We start from the raw sequence: 18,456 nt of genomic DNA, 5'->3' as shown, positions 1-18,456 counted from the left end.
AATAATGTCTCTGCTGTTTGAGTATGCCGTCAACCAGTTCTCTCTCGCTGATGCTTCGCTCCACACTGCCTCTGAGGCGACCCTTTCACCATCCGGCAGGCAAATCCCTGTTCGTCCGATCGCTACGTTCGCCAGCCACCACGACGAGCTCAGCCATCCTGACCGCGAGTGGACGTGTATTCCGTTACACAGCCTCGACACGGCGACGCCGACCGGAGAGTTCGTCGCCTATACTGACCACGAAGTGCGTGGTGAGATTTTCATTGTCGAACAGGACGGCGATATTGAACCAATTGCTGCTGACGAATTTGGCGCCACTCAACTCGCTGATCGGATCCGATTCTGGCACTCCGATTATCTTCCGGAGACATACCCACCAGGCTACGACGCGCCGATTGACGATCACGAGGATCCTCGACATCCCGTGGCAAATACCGACTTGCTCACAGAGTTCCGAGATTACATCACCAACGAGCGTGCGGCAACGCGGGCAAGTCATGAGACGCGGGCCCGCAACCACTCAGCACGAGCGCTGTACGAACAAGGTGGATCCGCCATCCCCGAACTGACCTGCCGTGGCGTCGACGATGGGGAATACCGCTTCCGAGTTACGCTTGATCCGGAACTAGAAGACCGTCGCGACGGTGACTGGGCATACTTTATCGAGAGCGAGTTCGATATCTACCAGGATAACGAGGTCCTGATCCATGCCGACAGCGAGGACGCTCCTGATCCTTTCCCGGTCCCTGCAGAGGTTGCACGCATCCGCGGCCTGACCATCTGGCTGACTATCAAGTGGGGAAGCATCGACGACACGGCGATGGTAAGCGCGTATCTGGAGGGCGACCACACAGTCGGGTGTTCAGAGCTCCTGAATCCAGTCCCGTTTAACCGCGAGTTCGCGGCCATCGACGACCTACAAGACGATCCGTTTCGTGAGGTCCTCGTCGGCGATCGTCCACTCACGTTCTCGAATGAAGCCGCCGCAATGAGCGCGTCCTTTGACGACGAATTGAACCAAGAGCAACAACTGGCTGTCGAATACGCCCTCCTCGCCGATGACCTGTTCTGTATTCACGGCCCCCCAGGGACGGGCAAGACCCGAACGCTCGTCGAGATTATCCGTCGGGCCGTTGCCGCCGGCGAAGATGTTCTTGTCTGTGCAGATTCCAACCAAGCGCTGGACAACCTGGTTGTCGGCAACTCAACGCCAGGTAACCCCGACGCTGGCTCACTTCACGCTTATGGCCAGCACGGCACTGCTGAGTTCACGCTTGACCGTGTGAACGCCGAACGGTCAGCACACGACATCGTCCGGACGCAGTACCACGATGTCACCGAAAGAGCCGAGGTCGTCGCCGCGACCAACAGCAGTGCCGCCACGCTCGCCCGCGAGTTCACCCTCCTGGTCCTCGACGAAGCGACGCAGGCAACCTGTACCGCCTCGTGTATTCCACTTGCCCGTGTCGACCGGGCTGTCCTTGCGGGTGATCACCGGCAACTCCCACCGTTCAGTGCGACGGAAGATCCGCCCGTCTCAAGCTATGGACTCTCGCTGTTCGAGCATGTCTACGCTGACGGTGGCGTCTACGAGGGAGTGGGTCTCCAACTGAAAACGCAATATCGGATGCACCCCGATATCGCCTACTTTTCCAATCGCCAGTTCTACGACAGGTCTCTCCGCACTGGCCGAGTCGTCAAGCCACTTGAGGACAAGCCAGCAATCGAAGGGTATGACATCGGTGGCACGGTCGACGTAATCGACCATTCCCGGGCTAACGAAGCCGAGGCGCACCTTGTCGTCCACCTTGTCCAAGACATTCTCAAGGCTGTTCCGCCCGAGGAAGTCGGCGTTATTACGCCGTACGCGGCGCACGCTTGGTTGCTCCGTGACCTCCTCAACGAGCAGATCAACTGCGCCAACGCGATCACGGTCGACACTATCGATTCCTTCCAGGGAAGCGAGAAGACCGCAGTCGTCATCTCGCTGGTTCGGAGCAACGCCGAAGGGGACATCGGCTTCCTCGGCCGGCCCGATGATGGGCCGCGCCGGCTTAACGTTGCACTCACCCGGGCCAAGCGGTACTGTGCGGTCGTCGGCGACTTCCACACACTCCGATACGATACTGACGGGAAGTGTACAGGTCTCTACCGCGACTTCCGAAATTTCTTCGAGTCGACCGGCCGTCTCAACGATGTCGACCCGGCGTTTCTGTGAGTGTGGGTCTGATAGAATACGAATGCTTGTGCAGAGCTATCTTGAAGAGTTAGTAAATTGGTAGTGACACTATCTCGAATATCCTGAGAACCTCTATCAGTCCACTCCGGAATTTCATCATCCGGTGGCCACACATCACCGGGGGCCCGACGAAAGCTACCTGATCGGTCGACGTTTCGGAATCTAGGCGCCCATCCCAGTCCCTTCCCTTTGGGTTCCCCACTCTCTTCTCGCGTGTGGTCTCGACAGGTTGAGCGTTCGTTCAGCTGCTTGCTCGACAAAGTAGCTCTGGAAAAGGATGACGCTGCCCTTGCTCTCACGTTCGGAGGACGACGTTGATATTCGTCCGGAACCGATTATCTGTGTCGTAGATGACCTTCCGTTCGGCGAGTCGATCTGTACCTGGTCGTCGCCTGGGTCCGCTGTAGCGGTCATCGGCTCCAAGCTGTGCCTTCTCGACGAGGTCATCGGTCCGACCTCAAGCTGGCGATCGCCGTCGCACCCACTGGCCAGCACGCTCGCGACATGCAACGTGCCGGCCGCGAACACGCCCTTTTTGAGTCGTACAGCGAGGGATATCGTCTTCTTTACACACGAGAAGTCGTGATCTCTCCATCGTAGACGATCGAGGCTCGCCATCGACAGGCCCACGAAGATCGTCACCGCATTCGCGAAAGAGTTGGAGGATTTCCTGAGCCAGATCGAAGGGAACGTTGGAATGAGGACCGGAATCCCTGCTGCCTGGGTCTTTGTGGGCTGCTCGTAGACTTTGGTCTGGGTGTCGCTGAACGAGCGGTGCTGTATCGTGTTGCCGTACGTGGACTCATGGAAGAGTTCATCTGCTTCTGGTGGGTCGTCGATATCACCTATAGGGATCAGTAATTCGATCCAGACACTGTCGCTATTGCTCTGTTTTGACGGCTATCGATTCGTATCGACTGAACTCTGGAAATGAACGCTAATCCCTTAGTCCCCGCAATGAGAACACTGAACCCCGCATTTGATCGCGGAGATCGGGTTTTCTTCGCAGAGGTTTTGACCGCAGTTACTACACACGATGCTTTCGGTCGTACCGACACCGCTTCCATATCCAATGGTGACTGATTGGGATTCATCTCCTGTGGTAAGTTCGAAAGTAACCTCACCCCGTTCGTACTCTACTTGAGTCAGAGTGAGGGGTTTCACCCTGACATCGATTGCATGTCGGCTCCTGATTTCCCGTTGTCGTTCAGGAAAGCCCCGCTCTCGAGCTTCGCGTAAATCAGCTAATTCTTCTTCGATGTCCTTGTACGCGGATTTGACCTCTTTCCGTTCCTTGAGTAATTCCATCCGCTCAGATTGGGCACTCTGTTCGATGGCTACGTTCAGTTCGTCAACCTTCGACGAAAGCGTCGTATGCTTCCCTTCCAACTCTTCCATTCGTTGTTCCTGCATCTGGCGGTATTCCTCGACCTCTGAATCCGCGGCTCGGGATGCTTCCTGATGTATTTCGTCTATCCGTGGTTGGATGCGATCCACAAGGATCTCACCGGCATCCCGAACAAGTGGTTCGACATCACACCTCTCGATGTCGGTTCGACCAGTTTTGATTGAATCTTTCTCGAGGGACGTCTGCTCCAGGAACGTCTCTTCCAGTTTTGCGAGGGGCTCTTCTGACCGCAGGTCGATCGCAGCCGCGCGAAGCAGTTCCGTTTGATACTCGCTGACCGTCTCGATACTCACCTGAAACAGGATCACGACCGCGGTCCGATCGTAAAATGGTGTGAAATTCGTCTCAGTGACTTCTACTGTGTCGTTTTCGATCCAGCTAGGTGGTTCAACGCTGGTTCTCGATGTATCCACAGAGACTTTTCCGACGGGACTCCGTTCACTCGCTTCAGTCAAGAGCTCCTGAAAGAACGAACTCTCCGGGTGGAGTGCTCGTACTAAGTCATTGTCAGCATCGGCGTCATCACCAATGACGATAGACACAGTCTCGGTGATCAGTTCCGTCTCAGCGTCTTCGTCGGGTGTTACCCTCCAGTTGTCACCTTGTTTTTCGATTGAGCAGCCGACCGAAGGTAGGTACACTTCGGCAAACCGCTCTACAGCGGATTGTGTGATCGCAACTGAGGCGTCAGTCATCGCTCGCCCCCAGATCGAATCCTTCGAAAACGCCGTCGTTGAACTCTTCGAGTTTGTCCGCTAACTCTCGCTGTTCCTGAAGGTCGATAGCCATGTCGTCAAAGTCGTTTTCGAGATCGACTTCCGAATCGGCGTTGACCAGTCGCTCGAAGATTTCGTCCTCGAAACTCGTTCCCGACTCCTCCAGCCGGCTCAATATTGAACTCAGTTCACCGACGGTCTGTTGGAAGAGATCGATCTTGTGGTACAATTTATCCAGTACATACTCTTCGATGGTGTCCCGCAGCGCCATGTTGAAGATGTACACTCGCCGTTTCTGACCGATACGGTGAATGCGTCCAATACGCTGCTCGACGCGCATCGGGTTCCAGGGGAGATCGTAGTTCACCATGATATTGGCAAACTGGAGGTTGCGGCCCTCACTCATCGCGTCCGTCGAGACGAGGACACCACCCTCTTTTTCGAAATTCTCGACGATCTGCTCTTTCTCCTCACTGGAGTGTCCACCGTGGAACGAATGGACAGTGTATCCTTCCTCGGCCAGTCTATCGAGGACTTCGCGTTGGGTCGCTCTGAATTGCGTGAACACGATTACTCGTCCCATCTCGACGTTTTCACGGGCTTCCTCGACGATATCGAGCAGTCGTTCTTGCTTGGTCACAGTGTCGATATTATCGATGAGATCCAGAATCGTCTCCAGTTCATCCGCGTGAGTGAGCTCGTTTTGCTCGTATAGTCGTTTCTCGATCGTCTCTTTGAGTGCGGCAGGACTGCTGACCACCTCCTTCTGGAGAAGCATCAGTACGAGTTTCTGCCCTTGGTCCTGGCTGTATGCTCCCTTGACGTAATCCGAGACTGCCTGGTAGAGTTCTCGCTCGGCAGGACTCGGATCGAACTTTCGGGTGTCGATAACCCTCTCAGTGAAGTCAATATCAGTGTCCGCTCGTCGGTTGCGGATCATGACTTTATTCAGCCGGTCCTGGAGTTCCTCTCGATTGACCAGTGTCTCCTGACTGCTGTTCACGAAGTAGTGATGAAAGACGTCGCGAGTTCCGAAAAGGCCGGGTCGGAGCAATGAAACAACGTTGTAGAGATCCGTGAGTTCGTTCTGGATTGGCGTCGCTGTCAGGAAGAACGCGTAGTTGTAGGTGAGTTTGTCGATCAGGTCGTAGCGATCTGTGTCTTCGTTTTTGACGTAGTGGGCTTCGTCGAGAACGAGGACGTCCCAGTCTCGGTTGAGCACTGTCTGCCTGTGCCTGTCGCTCTTGGCCGTGTCGATGCTTGCGATGATGTAGTCGTGCTGGTCAAACCCAGAGAACTCATCGTCGTAGTTACAGACGAATTCGAGACCGAACTTCTCGCGCATCTCTGCCTGCCACTGCTTGGCTAGCTGGGCCGGCGTCAGGATGAGTACGGAGTCGTCAGTCTGCCTGAAGTGCATCTCCTTGAGGATCATCCCGACCTCGATCGTCTTCCCGAGTCCGACCTCATCAGTGAGGAGAGCCTTCCCGTCCATCTCGAACAGCGCCCGATACGCAGCATCGACTTGATGTTCGAGCAACTTCACCGAGTTTTCGTCGAGCTCTTTGAGCGAGCGGAGTTCCGAGTCCGGCTGACCCGCTTGGAGACGAACGGCCTGGACAGTCCGGACGTGATCCTCGGGATTTTGGCCCTCAGACAGCGATGCGAGAAGATCGTCCGCAGATTCGTGCGTGACCTCGATGTCCACGAGGTCGTAGCTCCCCATATCACAGTAGCATCGGGGGCGGGAAGATAGATTTTGCGACGCTTTGGAGTAGGGAGATATAGATGATCAGCCGTATGTCAGCCATTTTTCAAAGTGATAGGATGACCATAGTTCTTATTGACTCGGGCTGAGGTGTGTGTAGATACCAACAGATGGCAGAAACAGAACCGCTGTCCACCACTCTCTCGGATACGGTGACGCTGAGTCGTGAACTACGAGAGGAAGGACAGATAGACGGGCAGGTAAAACTCTACAACGTCGAAGACGACGGTGAATTCGAGTCCGACGCCGAGCTCTTCTTCGAGCGAACGCTGATGACGCAGGGGCTTCGGGAAGCGCTGACTATTCTGCGTGATTCGCTGACCGGAGACGACCCTCGTGGCACCCATATCCTCTACGGGCCCTACGGAAGTGGGAAATCTCACCAGATGGTCGCGCTTTACCACTGTTTCGACGATCCGGCAGCAGCCGGTGAGTGGGCCAGCGACTCCGTCGAGGGCTTCGACGCCGCGCTTCCGGACTCCGCGATCCCGATCACGGTCGCGATGCAGAACGAACAGTACGAGTACCTCTGGGAGCCGTTCTTCGAGGCGCTAGACTACGACCCCGGGACGTACGAATCGGGCGGCTATCCCGACATGCAGACGATCAAAGAGGCCGTCGGCGACGACACGGTCGCGTTCTTCGTGGACGAACTCGAGGACTGGTTCGACACGCTTCAGGGCGACCGCAAGAGTGCGAACAAGGCCTTCCTTCAGGCTCTCCTCGAATCAACGGCTCTCTCCGATCTGGAGCTCTACACCATCGTCTCTGTCCTCCGTGAGGGTTCCGAGGTTCACGATATTCTGAATCGCGAGCAGGCAGTCGAAGTCAACATGAACAACCAGGTGGACAAGCGCGAAGTCTTGCGCCACCGCCTGATCGATTCCGTCAACGAAAGTGTTGCTCGGGAGATCGTCAACGAATACTTCGACGCTTACGACCAGTCCGACCACGTCGATCTGCCCGACGACCTGCTGTCGGACATGCACGACCTCTACCCGTTCCACCCCGTGCTGATGGATGCCCTCGAGACGCGTTACTACGCTGACGAGGGTAACCAGAACACGCGCGGGATGATCTACCTCTTCTCGAAGGTCCTGCTCGAGATGCGAGATCAGACCGATCTGATCACGCACGGGGACATCGACGCCATCGAGTTCGAAGACGAACTGGCGAAGATCAACTACGAGCGCCTAAACGCTGCGACTGGAGACATACAGAACCGGATTGATACCGATGAGGTTCCGCACGGTCGCCGAATCCTGAATACGATCCTTCTCTACTCGCTCAAGCCCAGCGAGGGCGAAGGAGCAAACGTCTCTGAAATCGTCATGGGGGCGTACCGGACCGGCGACCTCGTCTCCGACGTCGTTCTCAACCTCGAACGGTTGCACGGCGTCGCTTGGCATCTCCACAAACTCAACGGCAAGTACGCGATCCGCGATCGACAGAACCCGAACGCGCTCATCCGAAACGCAGCCGTTGACGTCTCGGAAACGTCTGCGAAGGCGGAGATTGCAGATTTCATCACTGACATCTTCGGCTCTAATGCACACCCTGTCGGATTCAGAACGAACGACATCCAAGATATTCCAGACAACCGCGAGATCAAGGTTGTCGTCAAGGATGATCAGTGGACGCAGGAAGAAGTCAAGCAGGTAATCACGAATGACGGCCGTGGGCGCGAGTGGCGAAACACCCTCGTGTTCGTCCAGCCATCGGGCGACAAGGCAATCGAATCCGGGACTCGCTACATCGACAAGGCTCGCTACATCGAAGGGGCACGCCAGGTCCTCGCCGACGAATCCCTCGATGATGAGATACGGGCGTCGATCCAGGGAATGAAAGACCAGGAAGAGGACGAACTCCGGGAAGAGATTCAGCTCCTCTACGGTGAAGTCCTCGACGGTGACGACCTGCTCAACGAGTTCGACCTCGCGGCCCCGATGGATCTCGACGTGTTCGTCCTGGACGAGGCAGAACTCGATGCGTCGAATATCGCCGACTCTGCTGCGGCCGACCCGTTCGACATCCAGGGCCACATCTGGTCGATCGCTGAGGATCTGCTCGATCGGCGTGGCGAAGCGTCTATCGAAGATATCTACGAGCAGTTCCTGCGCGATCCGGAGCTTCCCATCCCGGGGAGTGCCAACGACGTGCTGAACGCGACTGTCGAGGCGCTCGATGACAAACCAGTCCTCGCCAGAGACACTGGCGGGTTCCGCGATGACCTCTCCGGAAGTTCTCTGGACACCGTTCTGGTCCATCAGGACGACGTGAAGGTCTGGGGTGTCGATGACGTCGAGCAGGAGCTTCGACAGCGCTTCGGCAGCGGGACGACGGCCATCGACATTGGCGACTTCGAGCTGGATCTCGTCGAAGATGGGGAGGTCTGGATCGACGGTGACAGCCACGACGTCGTGATGCGGGCGATCGGCCGTCTGAGCCAAGAGGATCAGTACGTCATCGTTCGTGGGAACGAGATTCTCGACAAGCCGAAGTCTGACGCGACGCTCCGTGACGTCGGCAGCGCAACGACGGTTGGCGCGTCGTACATCGTCGATCAGATTGAGGCGAAGATCAGCGAGGACGGATACGCGAACCTCGACACGATTATCGGCGAAATTCGCGCCGACGAAACGGTGTTCCTGCCACCGGACGAAACCGAAACCGCAGCTCGCGAGGCCGTCAACGAGTTCCTCGTAGACGACTACCTTCTCGAAGCCGGTGGTCGCTACCTCGATTCGCTGGGCGATCGCGACCCGACGACGGTCAAGGTCGTGCCGACCGTTCCGGATCGGATCGGTGAGCAGATTCTGGAGTACATCGACGACCTGGATGCCGAGGACCAATTCACCGTGAACAAGGTCGCCGAGCGCTTCGACAGCAGTATTTCGGAGTACATGGTTCGGACGTACCTGCTGGAGAACATCGGCAAGGACGAGCAACCGGAGTACGTCGTCAACACGACCGGCTCGGACAAAGCGTCCGACTGGGTCCCAGGATATCCGTTCCGGCGGGCCGATCCAGAGGCCGAGACGTGGCGCTTCGAGTACAAGGGCGACGACATTGCCGCTCTCCGGACGAAGTGGCGCGATAATCACCAGACCGGGACTGTCGAGTACGGCGACGTCACGTTCATGCTGCCCGACCGTGAGGGCGTCCCGGGCGCGTTGCAGGGGACTGCTGACATCGAACGGACACAAGTGAGCCTGACGCTGGTGTCCGAGCAGGACTATACGAAGGTGCAGGATCTGTTCGAGCGGATGCCCGACGAAGCGTCAAGTGTGAAGGTCGAGATTAGCTTCCAGACGGAGTGAGCGCTACGAACTGGCGGTTTGGTGCTTACCAGTGTGATGCGCTCGGGCCGGGCCAGACTTCGATCGCCTGCTCGGAAAGCCACTCTCCGCGCTCGGCGATTGTCTCCTCATTCCACTCCTCCGGCCAGTTCGTGACGAGGTGTTGATTCACCCGGAGTACCGTGTACTCCTGGATCGAGTCACGCTTGTCATCCCATGCTGCGTTCGAAATCGAGGGATTGAGTTTGTCAGTCAGGACCGTCAGATTACCGATCGTGTTCTTGATTTCGTCTCGCTCCATTCGCTCAACCTCCGCTGCCCGTTCGCCGGGCAGCGACCAGTGATGTGACCACTCCTGTGGGAGAAGATGCTCGATTTCCAGATCCTGCGTGATCTCCAGCGTCTCGCTGTATCCAGTGTCCCGGAGATTTCGCTCGATCGCAGCGAACACCATCTTCAGCCGTCGCTGATTGATCCGTGCCCAGTACTGTAGTTCGACCATCGATTCGCTGACCTCGTCGTCTTCGGGCCAGTAGTCGCTCTCACCCTCCTTGCTCTGGAAGTACCCGACGACGGTGTCCCCGACCTCTTCAGAGTCGGTTTGCTCGAGCACTTCCAACAGCTCGATGAATATGTTGTTGTAGTTCTTTGTCGTCAGACGGCACAACATGCGACGCATCAACCAGCTTTCGATCGCTTCGATTGCTTTCACTCGCTGGGAGTCCGGGATGTCGTCCTGACCGAACATCCAGAGGAGAACCGGAAACGGTGTCGTCGTATCGAGAACGTCTAGACGGTGGAAAAAGATTCCCTCACGCGACTCTGTGTCCGATTCGGAGATCTGCTGATAGATCGACGCGTAGTGGTCGATATCCCGAACGACTTCCTCGGTGGTGTGGTCGGTCCGATCGAGGTACTTGCGAAAAGCCGGGAAGAGCTTCTTGGCCCGGACCTGCTGGCGCATCTTCATCGTGAGCCAGTGCATAATAAATACGTCTATTTTCGGGCGTTCCAGACGACCCTGCGAGATGTCCTCTCGCCACTCGTCCTCGTCGAACTGAGCCCAGTACGTGTCGTGCAACTCCCCGGGATCGGTCTGTTCGATGGCCGCCTCACGGAACAGGTAGTTCTTGATCAGATCGGCGGCGAGCAGTGGAGTTCCGCGGGCGTTCAGCGTCTCGAAGATAACTTGCGCGTCGTCGTTGTCTTCGAGATCGATGACGACGACGCGGATCAGCGTCCACATCGTGGTCACCAGAGCGTCAAGTCGCTCGTTTGCTGGCTGTTCGCCGCTCTCGATCCACTCCTTGATCCGGGTGCGGAAATACCGGAAACACTCGTGGAGTATCTCGTCGCCATCGAGTTCGGACACGTCGGAGTCGGGATCGGAGAGGGACATCACATTAATGAATGCGTCCTGGTCCGCTTCGATCGGCCAGACCTTGAGTCGGTCCGTGTCCTCCCGAATCAGGTCCCTATCGTTGAACATCAGCTTCTCGAAGACCGAGGCAGATCCGGAGTCATCGAGATCCACCGATACTGCACGTGCGGCAGAGAGGAGCACCTGTAGCGTGATGAGTCGCTGTTGGCCATCGATGATTTCCCGGGTCTCTAACTTCTGGGTGGGTGTCGATTGCTGATCGAGAACGATCGCACCCAGGAAATGTGGCGACGTTTCGAGTTGGGCGTCGTCGCGCTCTATCTGTGTCTCTGCCTCCTCCCGGCGGGTCATCAGCTCGTCGACGACGAGCCGGAGGTCCTCCCAGAGGAGCTGCCAGTGTTCCTCCTCGTTCCAAACGTAGGGGCGCTGAAACCTCGGTACGACGTACCTCGTATCCTTCCGAAAGATGTCCTTCAGATCGAGCGTGTCCGCTTTCATCGATGCTCAAACGTTTACCTGACTGGCATATAAGCGGTTTGCCTGTGACAGACTTGACGTTGAATCCAAAAGTAGTGTTTTATTTACACAACCCGATGATACATCTCTCTCCGTCTTTTGAAAGCCGTTTCTCCGCCTTCAAGGATATCTTGTGCTAGTGCTTTGATTTCGTCGTCGTCGATGGAACCACAATCCCGATAGAAACCAGCACGTCCATTAGATCTCATTACGACTATCTGCTCAGCATCGCCTATGATGGGGATATTCGCGTTATGCGTCGCTGCGACCACTTGTCGGTCCTGCTTGATCGAACGGAGAATATCCACCACATCAGTGAAGATGAATTTATTGTCGAGCATATCTTCCGGTTGGTCTATGATTAACGGAACTTCACGCTCAATCATCGCGATGGAAAGAAGGGCTGTGCATTGCTGACCATCGGACATCTCATTGAGTTCTTTCCAACCGCCATCATTGAGTTCGATGACCGGCCGATCGTGAATCTCGTAAAGCTCTAACTTAGTCAGCTGCTCAACGAGGTCGTCATGAGTGACGAAATTCTCAGCAGTCGTCGGGGTGACATCGGCGAGTTCACAGAGAGTTTCGGTATCATTATTACGAACAATCTCGGCTAATTCTGGCGGATCGATGGTTTCAGTGATTTGCTCTTTATGCTCAGTCCAGACACCCGAACCTTCCAGCACGTGGTTGACCCAGTCCGTGTATTCATCCCGGTTCGATTGGCTGTGAAGTGACACTCTGACGTTGCCTAACTGAGCATTCAGTTCTTCAATCCCTTCCTTTCTGGCCTGGCTGAGATTTTGTCGGGCCGCTTGGAGGTCGTCCAGAAGATCAGCTTTCTCACCACGGGCGTCTCGTAGGCGTCCCCGTTTATTTTCCAAGTCTTCCGATACACCTCTCAAATCCTCTAATTCGGCCTTTTTATCGAAGAATTCCTCAATATCGACACCAATCTCTTCTTCGATCTCGTCTGCAAGAGACTCGTGCTCTTTCTCGCGCTTCTCATTCTCCTCGTTCCACTTCTCGCGAATATCTTCGATGTCTCCACGCCCCTCATTGACAATTCTTTTTAGCTCCTTCTCATGTTCAGCGATATCGTCTTGTAGTTCTGAAATCGTCTCATTTACAGATTGAAGCAAATCTTCGTTCGGACCATCGTCAACCTCGGTGAGCGATAGCTGGTCAGCGAGAGCGAGCGATGAGACTTCTTCCTCTAAGGCTTCGACATCTCCAATGACGTTACTGAGCGCCGCTCGTTCTTGTTCCCACTCCTCCTGGCCCTCGACGTATTCTTCTACACCCTTCTGCTCCATCACCTCGACCTGCTGTTTCAACGCTTCAAACCTCTCTTTTTCGGCCTTAAGAGAGTCTACCTCCTCACGGAGATCAGCGATCTCACGGTTTTTTGCTCTAATATCCTGTTTTACCGACTCACGTGCCTCGATTTCGTCATTGATGTCGAAGTAGGAGTCGAGTAGATCCAGTTGATCAATCTCATTCCGAGCTAACTCGACTAGTTCTCTCTGGCTGTGGATCTCGACATCGAAAAATTCCGTTCTAAACTGCTCAATCGTGAGGTCCACTTCCTGTGGCTCGCTATCCTCAGTATTCGGTATCCGTTCGATTTCCGGTTCTTCGCCGTACTCACGTCTAATTCGGTATTGATCACTATTCGTAGCAGTGACTAACACTTCCACTATCCCATCGGGTCGAAGGGTGTTCTCAATGAGAGCGTTATAATCGTCTTCGATATCATCCGAGCGTGGATCGATGTCCAGAGCGTAACGGATCTGTTCGATGACAGTTGATTTTCCTGTCCCTTTGCCCCCGATGAGACAATTGAGATTCTTATTCAGTTGGAGATGTCTGTCCTGAAGGAACCCGTTGTGACTGAGCAAACCATCCACACTCGGATGCGTGGTTGGTTCACTAGTCAGGGAGAGCCGGGACTCTGGGTCCGCAAACGCTGTACGCAGTCCCTCGAAGGTGGGTGAATCCATCTTGATAAAGGTATATCTTGATCCGATATCTGCCAAGGAATGGGCGTCAGAAGAGCGGATGTGAGCGAAGTCCTCGAATTCATCGGCCGTTTCCTCTGCGACGACTTCCAGAGCAGCGACTCTTTCGGGATCAAATACCTTCTGCCGAGTCGGATTGTTTCGATCAGTCAGCTCGAAGTCAGCACCAGCCTCCACATCAATGTGCGCTAATATCGGAAGGCCCCCATAATCGCGAGTCTTGTCACAAATTTTCGGAATCGTGTCTTCAGCGATCGCATGTTCCGGGTCTCCTCTGATGCCGATATCATGTAGGAAGGGAGACAAGGCATCAGCTTCCTCGGGAGGGAAGACTGCAGTCATGTGTATTTGATGTTCCCCGCTTTGTCCCGTTGTAATTTCCACCCCGGGCAGAACTGTGACGCTTGAACCCTCAGCCGCCTCTTGAAGCTGTTCGAAATACTCTCCGGTATTGTGGTCGGTGACAGCCACTAGGTCGAGGTTCTTATTTTCGAACTCCGCGACTAGATCATCTGGCGCAGCATCTTTATCGTCGTAATCGTGTGATCCGGGTGTATGTATGTGGAGGTCCGCTTTGTAGAACTTCGCTCCGCCTGGCGTATCAAATGATACCATGAAGTGGAATTCAATTCACTTGTCGTTGGTAAATAACTAATGGGACGTGAACTCTATGAGGTGGTTTCACTGTACTACGGCTGAACTGTCCAGCGGCCAGCCCTGAGCCAATCTCACCCTCAAGGAATCTTGACAACAAGGATGCAAGAGCTCGATAGTAGATTATTCTTGGATAATCTCATCCACAATGGAAGTTGCCATCCGAGCCAGTTGAGAGAACGCACACTTATTGGGCTCGCCTGTATTCGATGCTACATACTGTACTCATGTCTGAGCAATCCGGATCTTCACAAGGTCGGCAGGAGCGGACTGAACTCCCCATCGAGCGTGGCTTCCCCATCGAGCGCGTGAACGAGATTGCTGAGAAGGAAGGACGGGCGAAGATGTACTACCGCCCGATCTACACGATGCACAAATGGTGGGCTCGCCGTCTGGGCTGTGTCTTCCGCGCGATTTCTCTCTACACCCTACTCGACGATCCAGAGAAGGTGCAGGTATTCGAGCCCGGTCACGAAGGCGGTACACTCGCTGACTACGGCGACGACGCCGATGGTGAGTCCGACCTCGACGTGGCGTCGCTGCTCGAACGCGTGGACATGAGCGATCCAGAGAGTCTCTGGGAACTCTACCCGAAGGACGTCCGCGTCGAGGACAAGAAGATTCTCGACCCGTTCATGGGTGGCGGTACGTCGCTGGTCGAAGCCTCACGCTTCGGGGCTGAGGTCGTCGGCAACGACCTGAATCCTGTCGCGTGGTTCGTCACGAAGAAAGAACTCGAAGCGGGCCAGACCGATGTCGAAGAGCTTGAAGAAGCTTTCGAGCAAGTGAAAGAGGATGTCGCCGACGAGATTACGCAGTACTACAAGACACCCTGTCCGAACGGCGACCACGAAGCGGACGTGATGTACAACTTCTGGGTGAAGGAGTTGGACTGTGTCTCCTGTGGGCACACTGTTCCCCTGTTCAAGGACTATCGCGTCGCCGCGGGGCGCTACGAGAACGACGACAAGTACAACGTTCTCTGTCCTGACTGCGGCGCGGTGACGCTGGTGGACGACTGGCAGTCCGAGAGTGTCTGTAACGACTGTGGACACGGCTTCGTTCCGAAGGAGGGGAACGTCTCGCGAGGCGGGAAGTACAACTGTCCCGACTGTGGACAGAAGTACGCGATAACGGACGCGATTCAGGAACAGGGCGGGTACGATCTGCGGCTCTACGCTCTGGAGTACTACTGCGAGCATTGTGATGACGCTGGTGAGTCAAAGGCCGATCAAAAAGGGTACAAGGAGGCAGAGAAGGAAGACAAAGAACTGTATCGTCAAGCTAAGCAAGAGTGGGAGGAAAGTGACCATCTTCATGAATATGTGCCGAATGAAGAAATCCCAAAAGGAGCAGTTACGGCATCTTCATCAGTAAATGGAAACGACGTTTTCGAACACGGATACGACCATTGGTGTGATCTGTTTACTAAGCGCCAGCTTCTTTCTCTATCAAAGCTGCTGAAGGCTATCGAAGGAGTGTCAGATAAGAATGCTCGAGAGTATCTGCTTCTAGCTTTCTCTGATTCTATTAGGTATAATAATACCTTCGTGACATACAATAACGGATACAATAAAGCAGACCATTCATTCAAAACAAATTCTTTCGTGCCGACTATGTCTCCTGTAGAAAACAATGTCTGGGGGACGAAGTTCGGTTCCGGTCCGTTCACCACTGTTTGGGAGAGAGTACTGAGTGGTGTAGAATATGCAAATTCACCGTCAGAGCGCTATGTCGTTGACGGTGAGAATAACGAAGCGGAAGGATTCCCACCAATCGAAGCGAACGCAACTCTGTCATTAGGGGACGCAAGGCAATTAGACGCTGAAAATGAATTTGATGCGGTAATCACAGATCCGCCATATTACGATAACGTAATGTATTCTGAGATTTCCGACTTCTTCTACGTCTGGCAAAAAATCCTACTCAAAGACCACTACGAGGGGTTCCAAGCCGAAAAAACGCCCAGAGCCGAATCGATCGTCACGAATCCGTATCTTGGTAAAACTACTGAAGATTTCGAACATGAAATAGGCCAAGCGTTCGAAACGATTCACCGATCACTCAAAGAAGACGGTGTGCTTACCTTCACATATCACCATAGTGACTCTGAATCCTGGGGAGAGTTACTAGGATCGTTATGTACTGCTGGCTTCGAAGTGACGGCCACCTATCCACTTACTGCGGACATTAACAAATTCATAGGCGGTGAAGCAGTCTCTTTTGACATAGCTATCGTTGCCCGTCCCATTGACGACACAGAGGCAGCATCGTGGAACTCCCTTCGTCGCGACATCTACCGCACGGCCCGCCGGACCCGAAAACAGCTCGAAGAGAACCGCGAGCTCTCCCGCGGCGATATCGGCGTGATGGAGATGGGTGCGTGCTTCCGCGAGTATTCCAAACACCACGGGAAGGTCCAGCGCGACGGCGAGATCATGGACGCAAAGGAAGTCGTCCAAGAGATCTACGGCATTATCCAGGAGGCCAGCGATATCGGCGTCGAGGACGTGTTCATCGACCTACTGGACACGCCGAGTCCGTCCTTCGACGACGTCAATAAGCTCTGCAGGGGGACCAACGCCACGCCGGAGGACCTCAAGGAGATGCGCCTATACAACCAGGACGACGGCTTCGAACTCGGCACCTGGGACAACGAGAAGCGCCAGGCGTACATCCAGGAGCGCGCCAACGGCGACGGCGGCGACCATCTCTCGAACCTCGACAAACTCCAGTTCCTCCGCTACCGCTACGAGAAGGGCCAGTCCGTCCAGAACTACGTCGAGAAGTGGGGCGTCGATGACGACCTGCGTGAGCTCGCCGGTCGGCTCGCCGATGTAACCGGCGACGATACTTACACACGAGTGCTCGGCGATCGGGACATCACGAGCTACTAACGAGTCATCCGATTTTCGGAACGTCGAAGATAATTCAGAATACCAGTCTTTGAATGTCGCCCTTGGTTGTAAGCGGAACGCTCAAGAAACCCGAAGGAGTCATCAAAAGTAACCTGTGCGTCCCTTTCGTGCCGGAGAGACGATATACGAACGATCAGTAGCGATCGATGCGAGCACTATCGATGGCCTCACAGTGACAGTCGCCGTTACTGCTGATCGTACTGACGAACTCGATATTCTGGATAATATCTATACCGCTGCTGAGGACTATTCGTTCTACCCGTTCCGAGACAAATCGCACGACATCGAGTACGAAGAAAGCCGAGATCTCTTCGAGATCGCAATCGAGTCAAATGAACACTTCCTGGCGGCGACGACCCATTTGGGAAACGATGGTTCCGATCGGGAGAGGGTCGAAGCAGTCCAGTCGGCCGTTCTCGTGAAAGAGCTGGGTCTCACGGATGCACTCGTTATTCTCGACGGAGACGAAGACAAAGCTGAGCGATTTGGGCGGGCAATCACCGGTATCTCGGATACTTGCCCTCCGACTGCGACTTGCATTCAGTCTGAGCTTTATTATCCGAGTTCGCTCCTTGCGGACCTCTGTGCGAGTCATTTAGCATACGAAATTGAACACCCACGCCACTGTACCGAAGTCACTCCCTCTGCACCGGTCACCAAGGAGGCATTCAATGATCATTGGGGATCAGCATACCATAGTATGATTAATTCCTCGGATAGGGTTGAGACAGAACCAATTGAGCAACGACGTGCAGAAACCGTCCGGACTCGCATTAATTGCTGGTTTGAAGGCTATATGGGCGGTGGCGAACCAATGCCATACGACCAGTCAGTACAGCCTATTGTTCGATACGCACGGGAGGAAGGATACGAAGAACTCGCTACCAAACTCTCTCAAGTATAGGTATCAGGTGCGTTTCCTGTGCCCACGTCCGTCTTCAACGCCCATTGGCTTGCGCCGCCGGGCTTGCGGGTCATGGTCACACAGGCTCTACGCAGCACCACTGCGCTCATGTCTAGGTACTATACGCTGGCATATAGAAGTTTGGATGAGGGGAAAGTAGAAAGGGCCTCTCTTCCCACAGTCAGTTGGATAACACTTCATTTTTTACTCTATGGTACGGTGTAGTGAGCAATGGCTAGTCCTGGGCAGATCCCCGGTCGATACAATATCATCGTCAAAGGTGAATACGAAACGTTCGAGCATCAGATGCCTGTTGAGGAGTATATCCAGCGATTGGACAACGACGATGTTCCAGAGAAAGTGAGCGTGGTTGGTCTGGAGAAAGCGTTTGAAGACAGTGACTTGGCAGAAAAGCTAGCTCAGACAATGGATCGACGTGCAAACGATCTCGAGTATCAGAGCCCGACAGTCCAGTTCGTGGTGGAAGGATCGTTTCATCGTCAAGGGAAGACCTACGACTTGCGGTATGACGGTGAACTCTACTCCTTGCAGCAAATATTCGGTCCGCAGATTGAGCGGAAAGAGGAAGGCGACTGGTTAGTTGCCCCCTTCTGAATCGTTAATAATCAGCG

Annotated in this window: 10 protein-coding genes; 5 read left to right on the top strand and 5 right to left on the bottom strand. The window is 54.7% G+C overall.

The window, feature by feature from the left end:
* The first annotated feature begins 4 nt into the window (after positions 1-4).
* Positions 5-2,218: an AAA domain-containing protein gene (locus HSEST_RS14140; RefSeq protein ID WP_229123143.1), complete on the top strand. Its 2,214-nt coding sequence runs from the start codon at positions 5-7 to the stop codon at positions 2,216-2,218.
* A gap of 183 nt (positions 2,219-2,401) precedes the next feature.
* Here the strand turns inward: HSEST_RS14140 and HSEST_RS14135 are convergent, their stop codons facing one another.
* The 3 genes from HSEST_RS14135 to HSEST_RS14125 form a co-directional block, all read right to left on the bottom strand.
* A complete protein-coding gene (locus HSEST_RS14135; RefSeq protein WP_229123019.1) occupies positions 2,402-2,857 on the bottom strand; it encodes a hypothetical protein in 456 nt (151 codons plus the stop codon).
* A 327-nt stretch (positions 2,858-3,184) separates the two neighbouring features.
* On the bottom strand, positions 3,185-4,342 hold the full coding sequence (locus HSEST_RS14130; protein WP_229123018.1) for a hypothetical protein: 1,158 nt from the start codon (positions 4,340-4,342) through the stop codon (positions 3,185-3,187).
* Positions 4,335-6,089 (bottom strand): DEAD/DEAH box helicase, encoded by a 1,755-nt coding sequence (locus HSEST_RS14125; RefSeq protein WP_229123017.1) that lies wholly within the window; start codon positions 6,087-6,089, stop codon positions 4,335-4,337. The genes HSEST_RS14130 and HSEST_RS14125 overlap by 8 nt, the downstream gene beginning before the upstream one ends.
* A gap of 152 nt (positions 6,090-6,241) precedes the next feature.
* On the opposite strand from HSEST_RS14125, the gene HSEST_RS14120 reads away from it, so the two are divergent.
* The gene (locus HSEST_RS14120; RefSeq protein WP_229123016.1) at positions 6,242-9,451 is read left to right on the top strand and encodes a DUF499 domain-containing protein; all 3,210 of its coding nucleotides are present in this window, start codon (positions 6,242-6,244) and stop codon (positions 9,449-9,451) included.
* A gap of 25 nt (positions 9,452-9,476) precedes the next feature.
* Here the strand turns inward: HSEST_RS14120 and HSEST_RS14115 are convergent, their stop codons facing one another.
* Both HSEST_RS14115 and HSEST_RS14110 read right to left on the bottom strand, forming a co-directional pair.
* Positions 9,477-11,309, bottom strand: coding sequence for a DUF262 domain-containing protein (locus HSEST_RS14115; RefSeq protein WP_229123015.1), 1,833 nt, complete (start codon positions 11,307-11,309; stop codon positions 9,477-9,479).
* 83 nt (positions 11,310-11,392) lie between these two features.
* Positions 11,393-13,963, bottom strand: coding sequence for a TrlF family AAA-like ATPase (locus tag HSEST_RS14110; RefSeq protein WP_229123014.1), 2,571 nt, complete (start codon positions 13,961-13,963; stop codon positions 11,393-11,395).
* A 266-nt stretch (positions 13,964-14,229) separates the two neighbouring features.
* Here HSEST_RS14110 and HSEST_RS14105 point away from each other — a divergent pair, with 266 nt between their 5' ends.
* The 3 genes from HSEST_RS14105 (at position 14,230) to HSEST_RS14095 (ending at position 18,439) form a co-directional block, all read left to right on the top strand.
* Positions 14,230-16,899 carry a DUF1156 domain-containing protein gene (locus HSEST_RS14105; RefSeq protein WP_229123013.1) on the top strand — a complete coding sequence of 890 codons (2,670 nt, stop codon included), beginning with the start codon at positions 14,230-14,232 and terminating at the stop codon, positions 16,897-16,899.
* 193 nt (positions 16,900-17,092) lie between these two features.
* The gene (locus HSEST_RS14100; protein ID WP_229123141.1) at positions 17,093-17,824 is read left to right on the top strand and encodes a hypothetical protein; all 732 of its coding nucleotides are present in this window, start codon (positions 17,093-17,095) and stop codon (positions 17,822-17,824) included.
* 231 nt (positions 17,825-18,055) lie between these two features.
* Positions 18,056-18,439: a hypothetical protein gene (locus HSEST_RS14095; protein WP_229123140.1), complete on the top strand. Its 384-nt coding sequence runs from the start codon at positions 18,056-18,058 to the stop codon at positions 18,437-18,439.
* Positions 18,440-18,456 lie beyond the last annotated feature (17 nt).

Source organism: Halapricum desulfuricans (assembly GCF_017094465.1).
In the GTDB taxonomy this organism is placed as follows: Archaea; Halobacteriota; Halobacteria; order Halobacteriales; family Haloarculaceae; genus Halapricum.
Note: the sequence above shows the minus strand (reverse complement) of the source record. Positions and strands in the feature narration are given on the sequence as shown.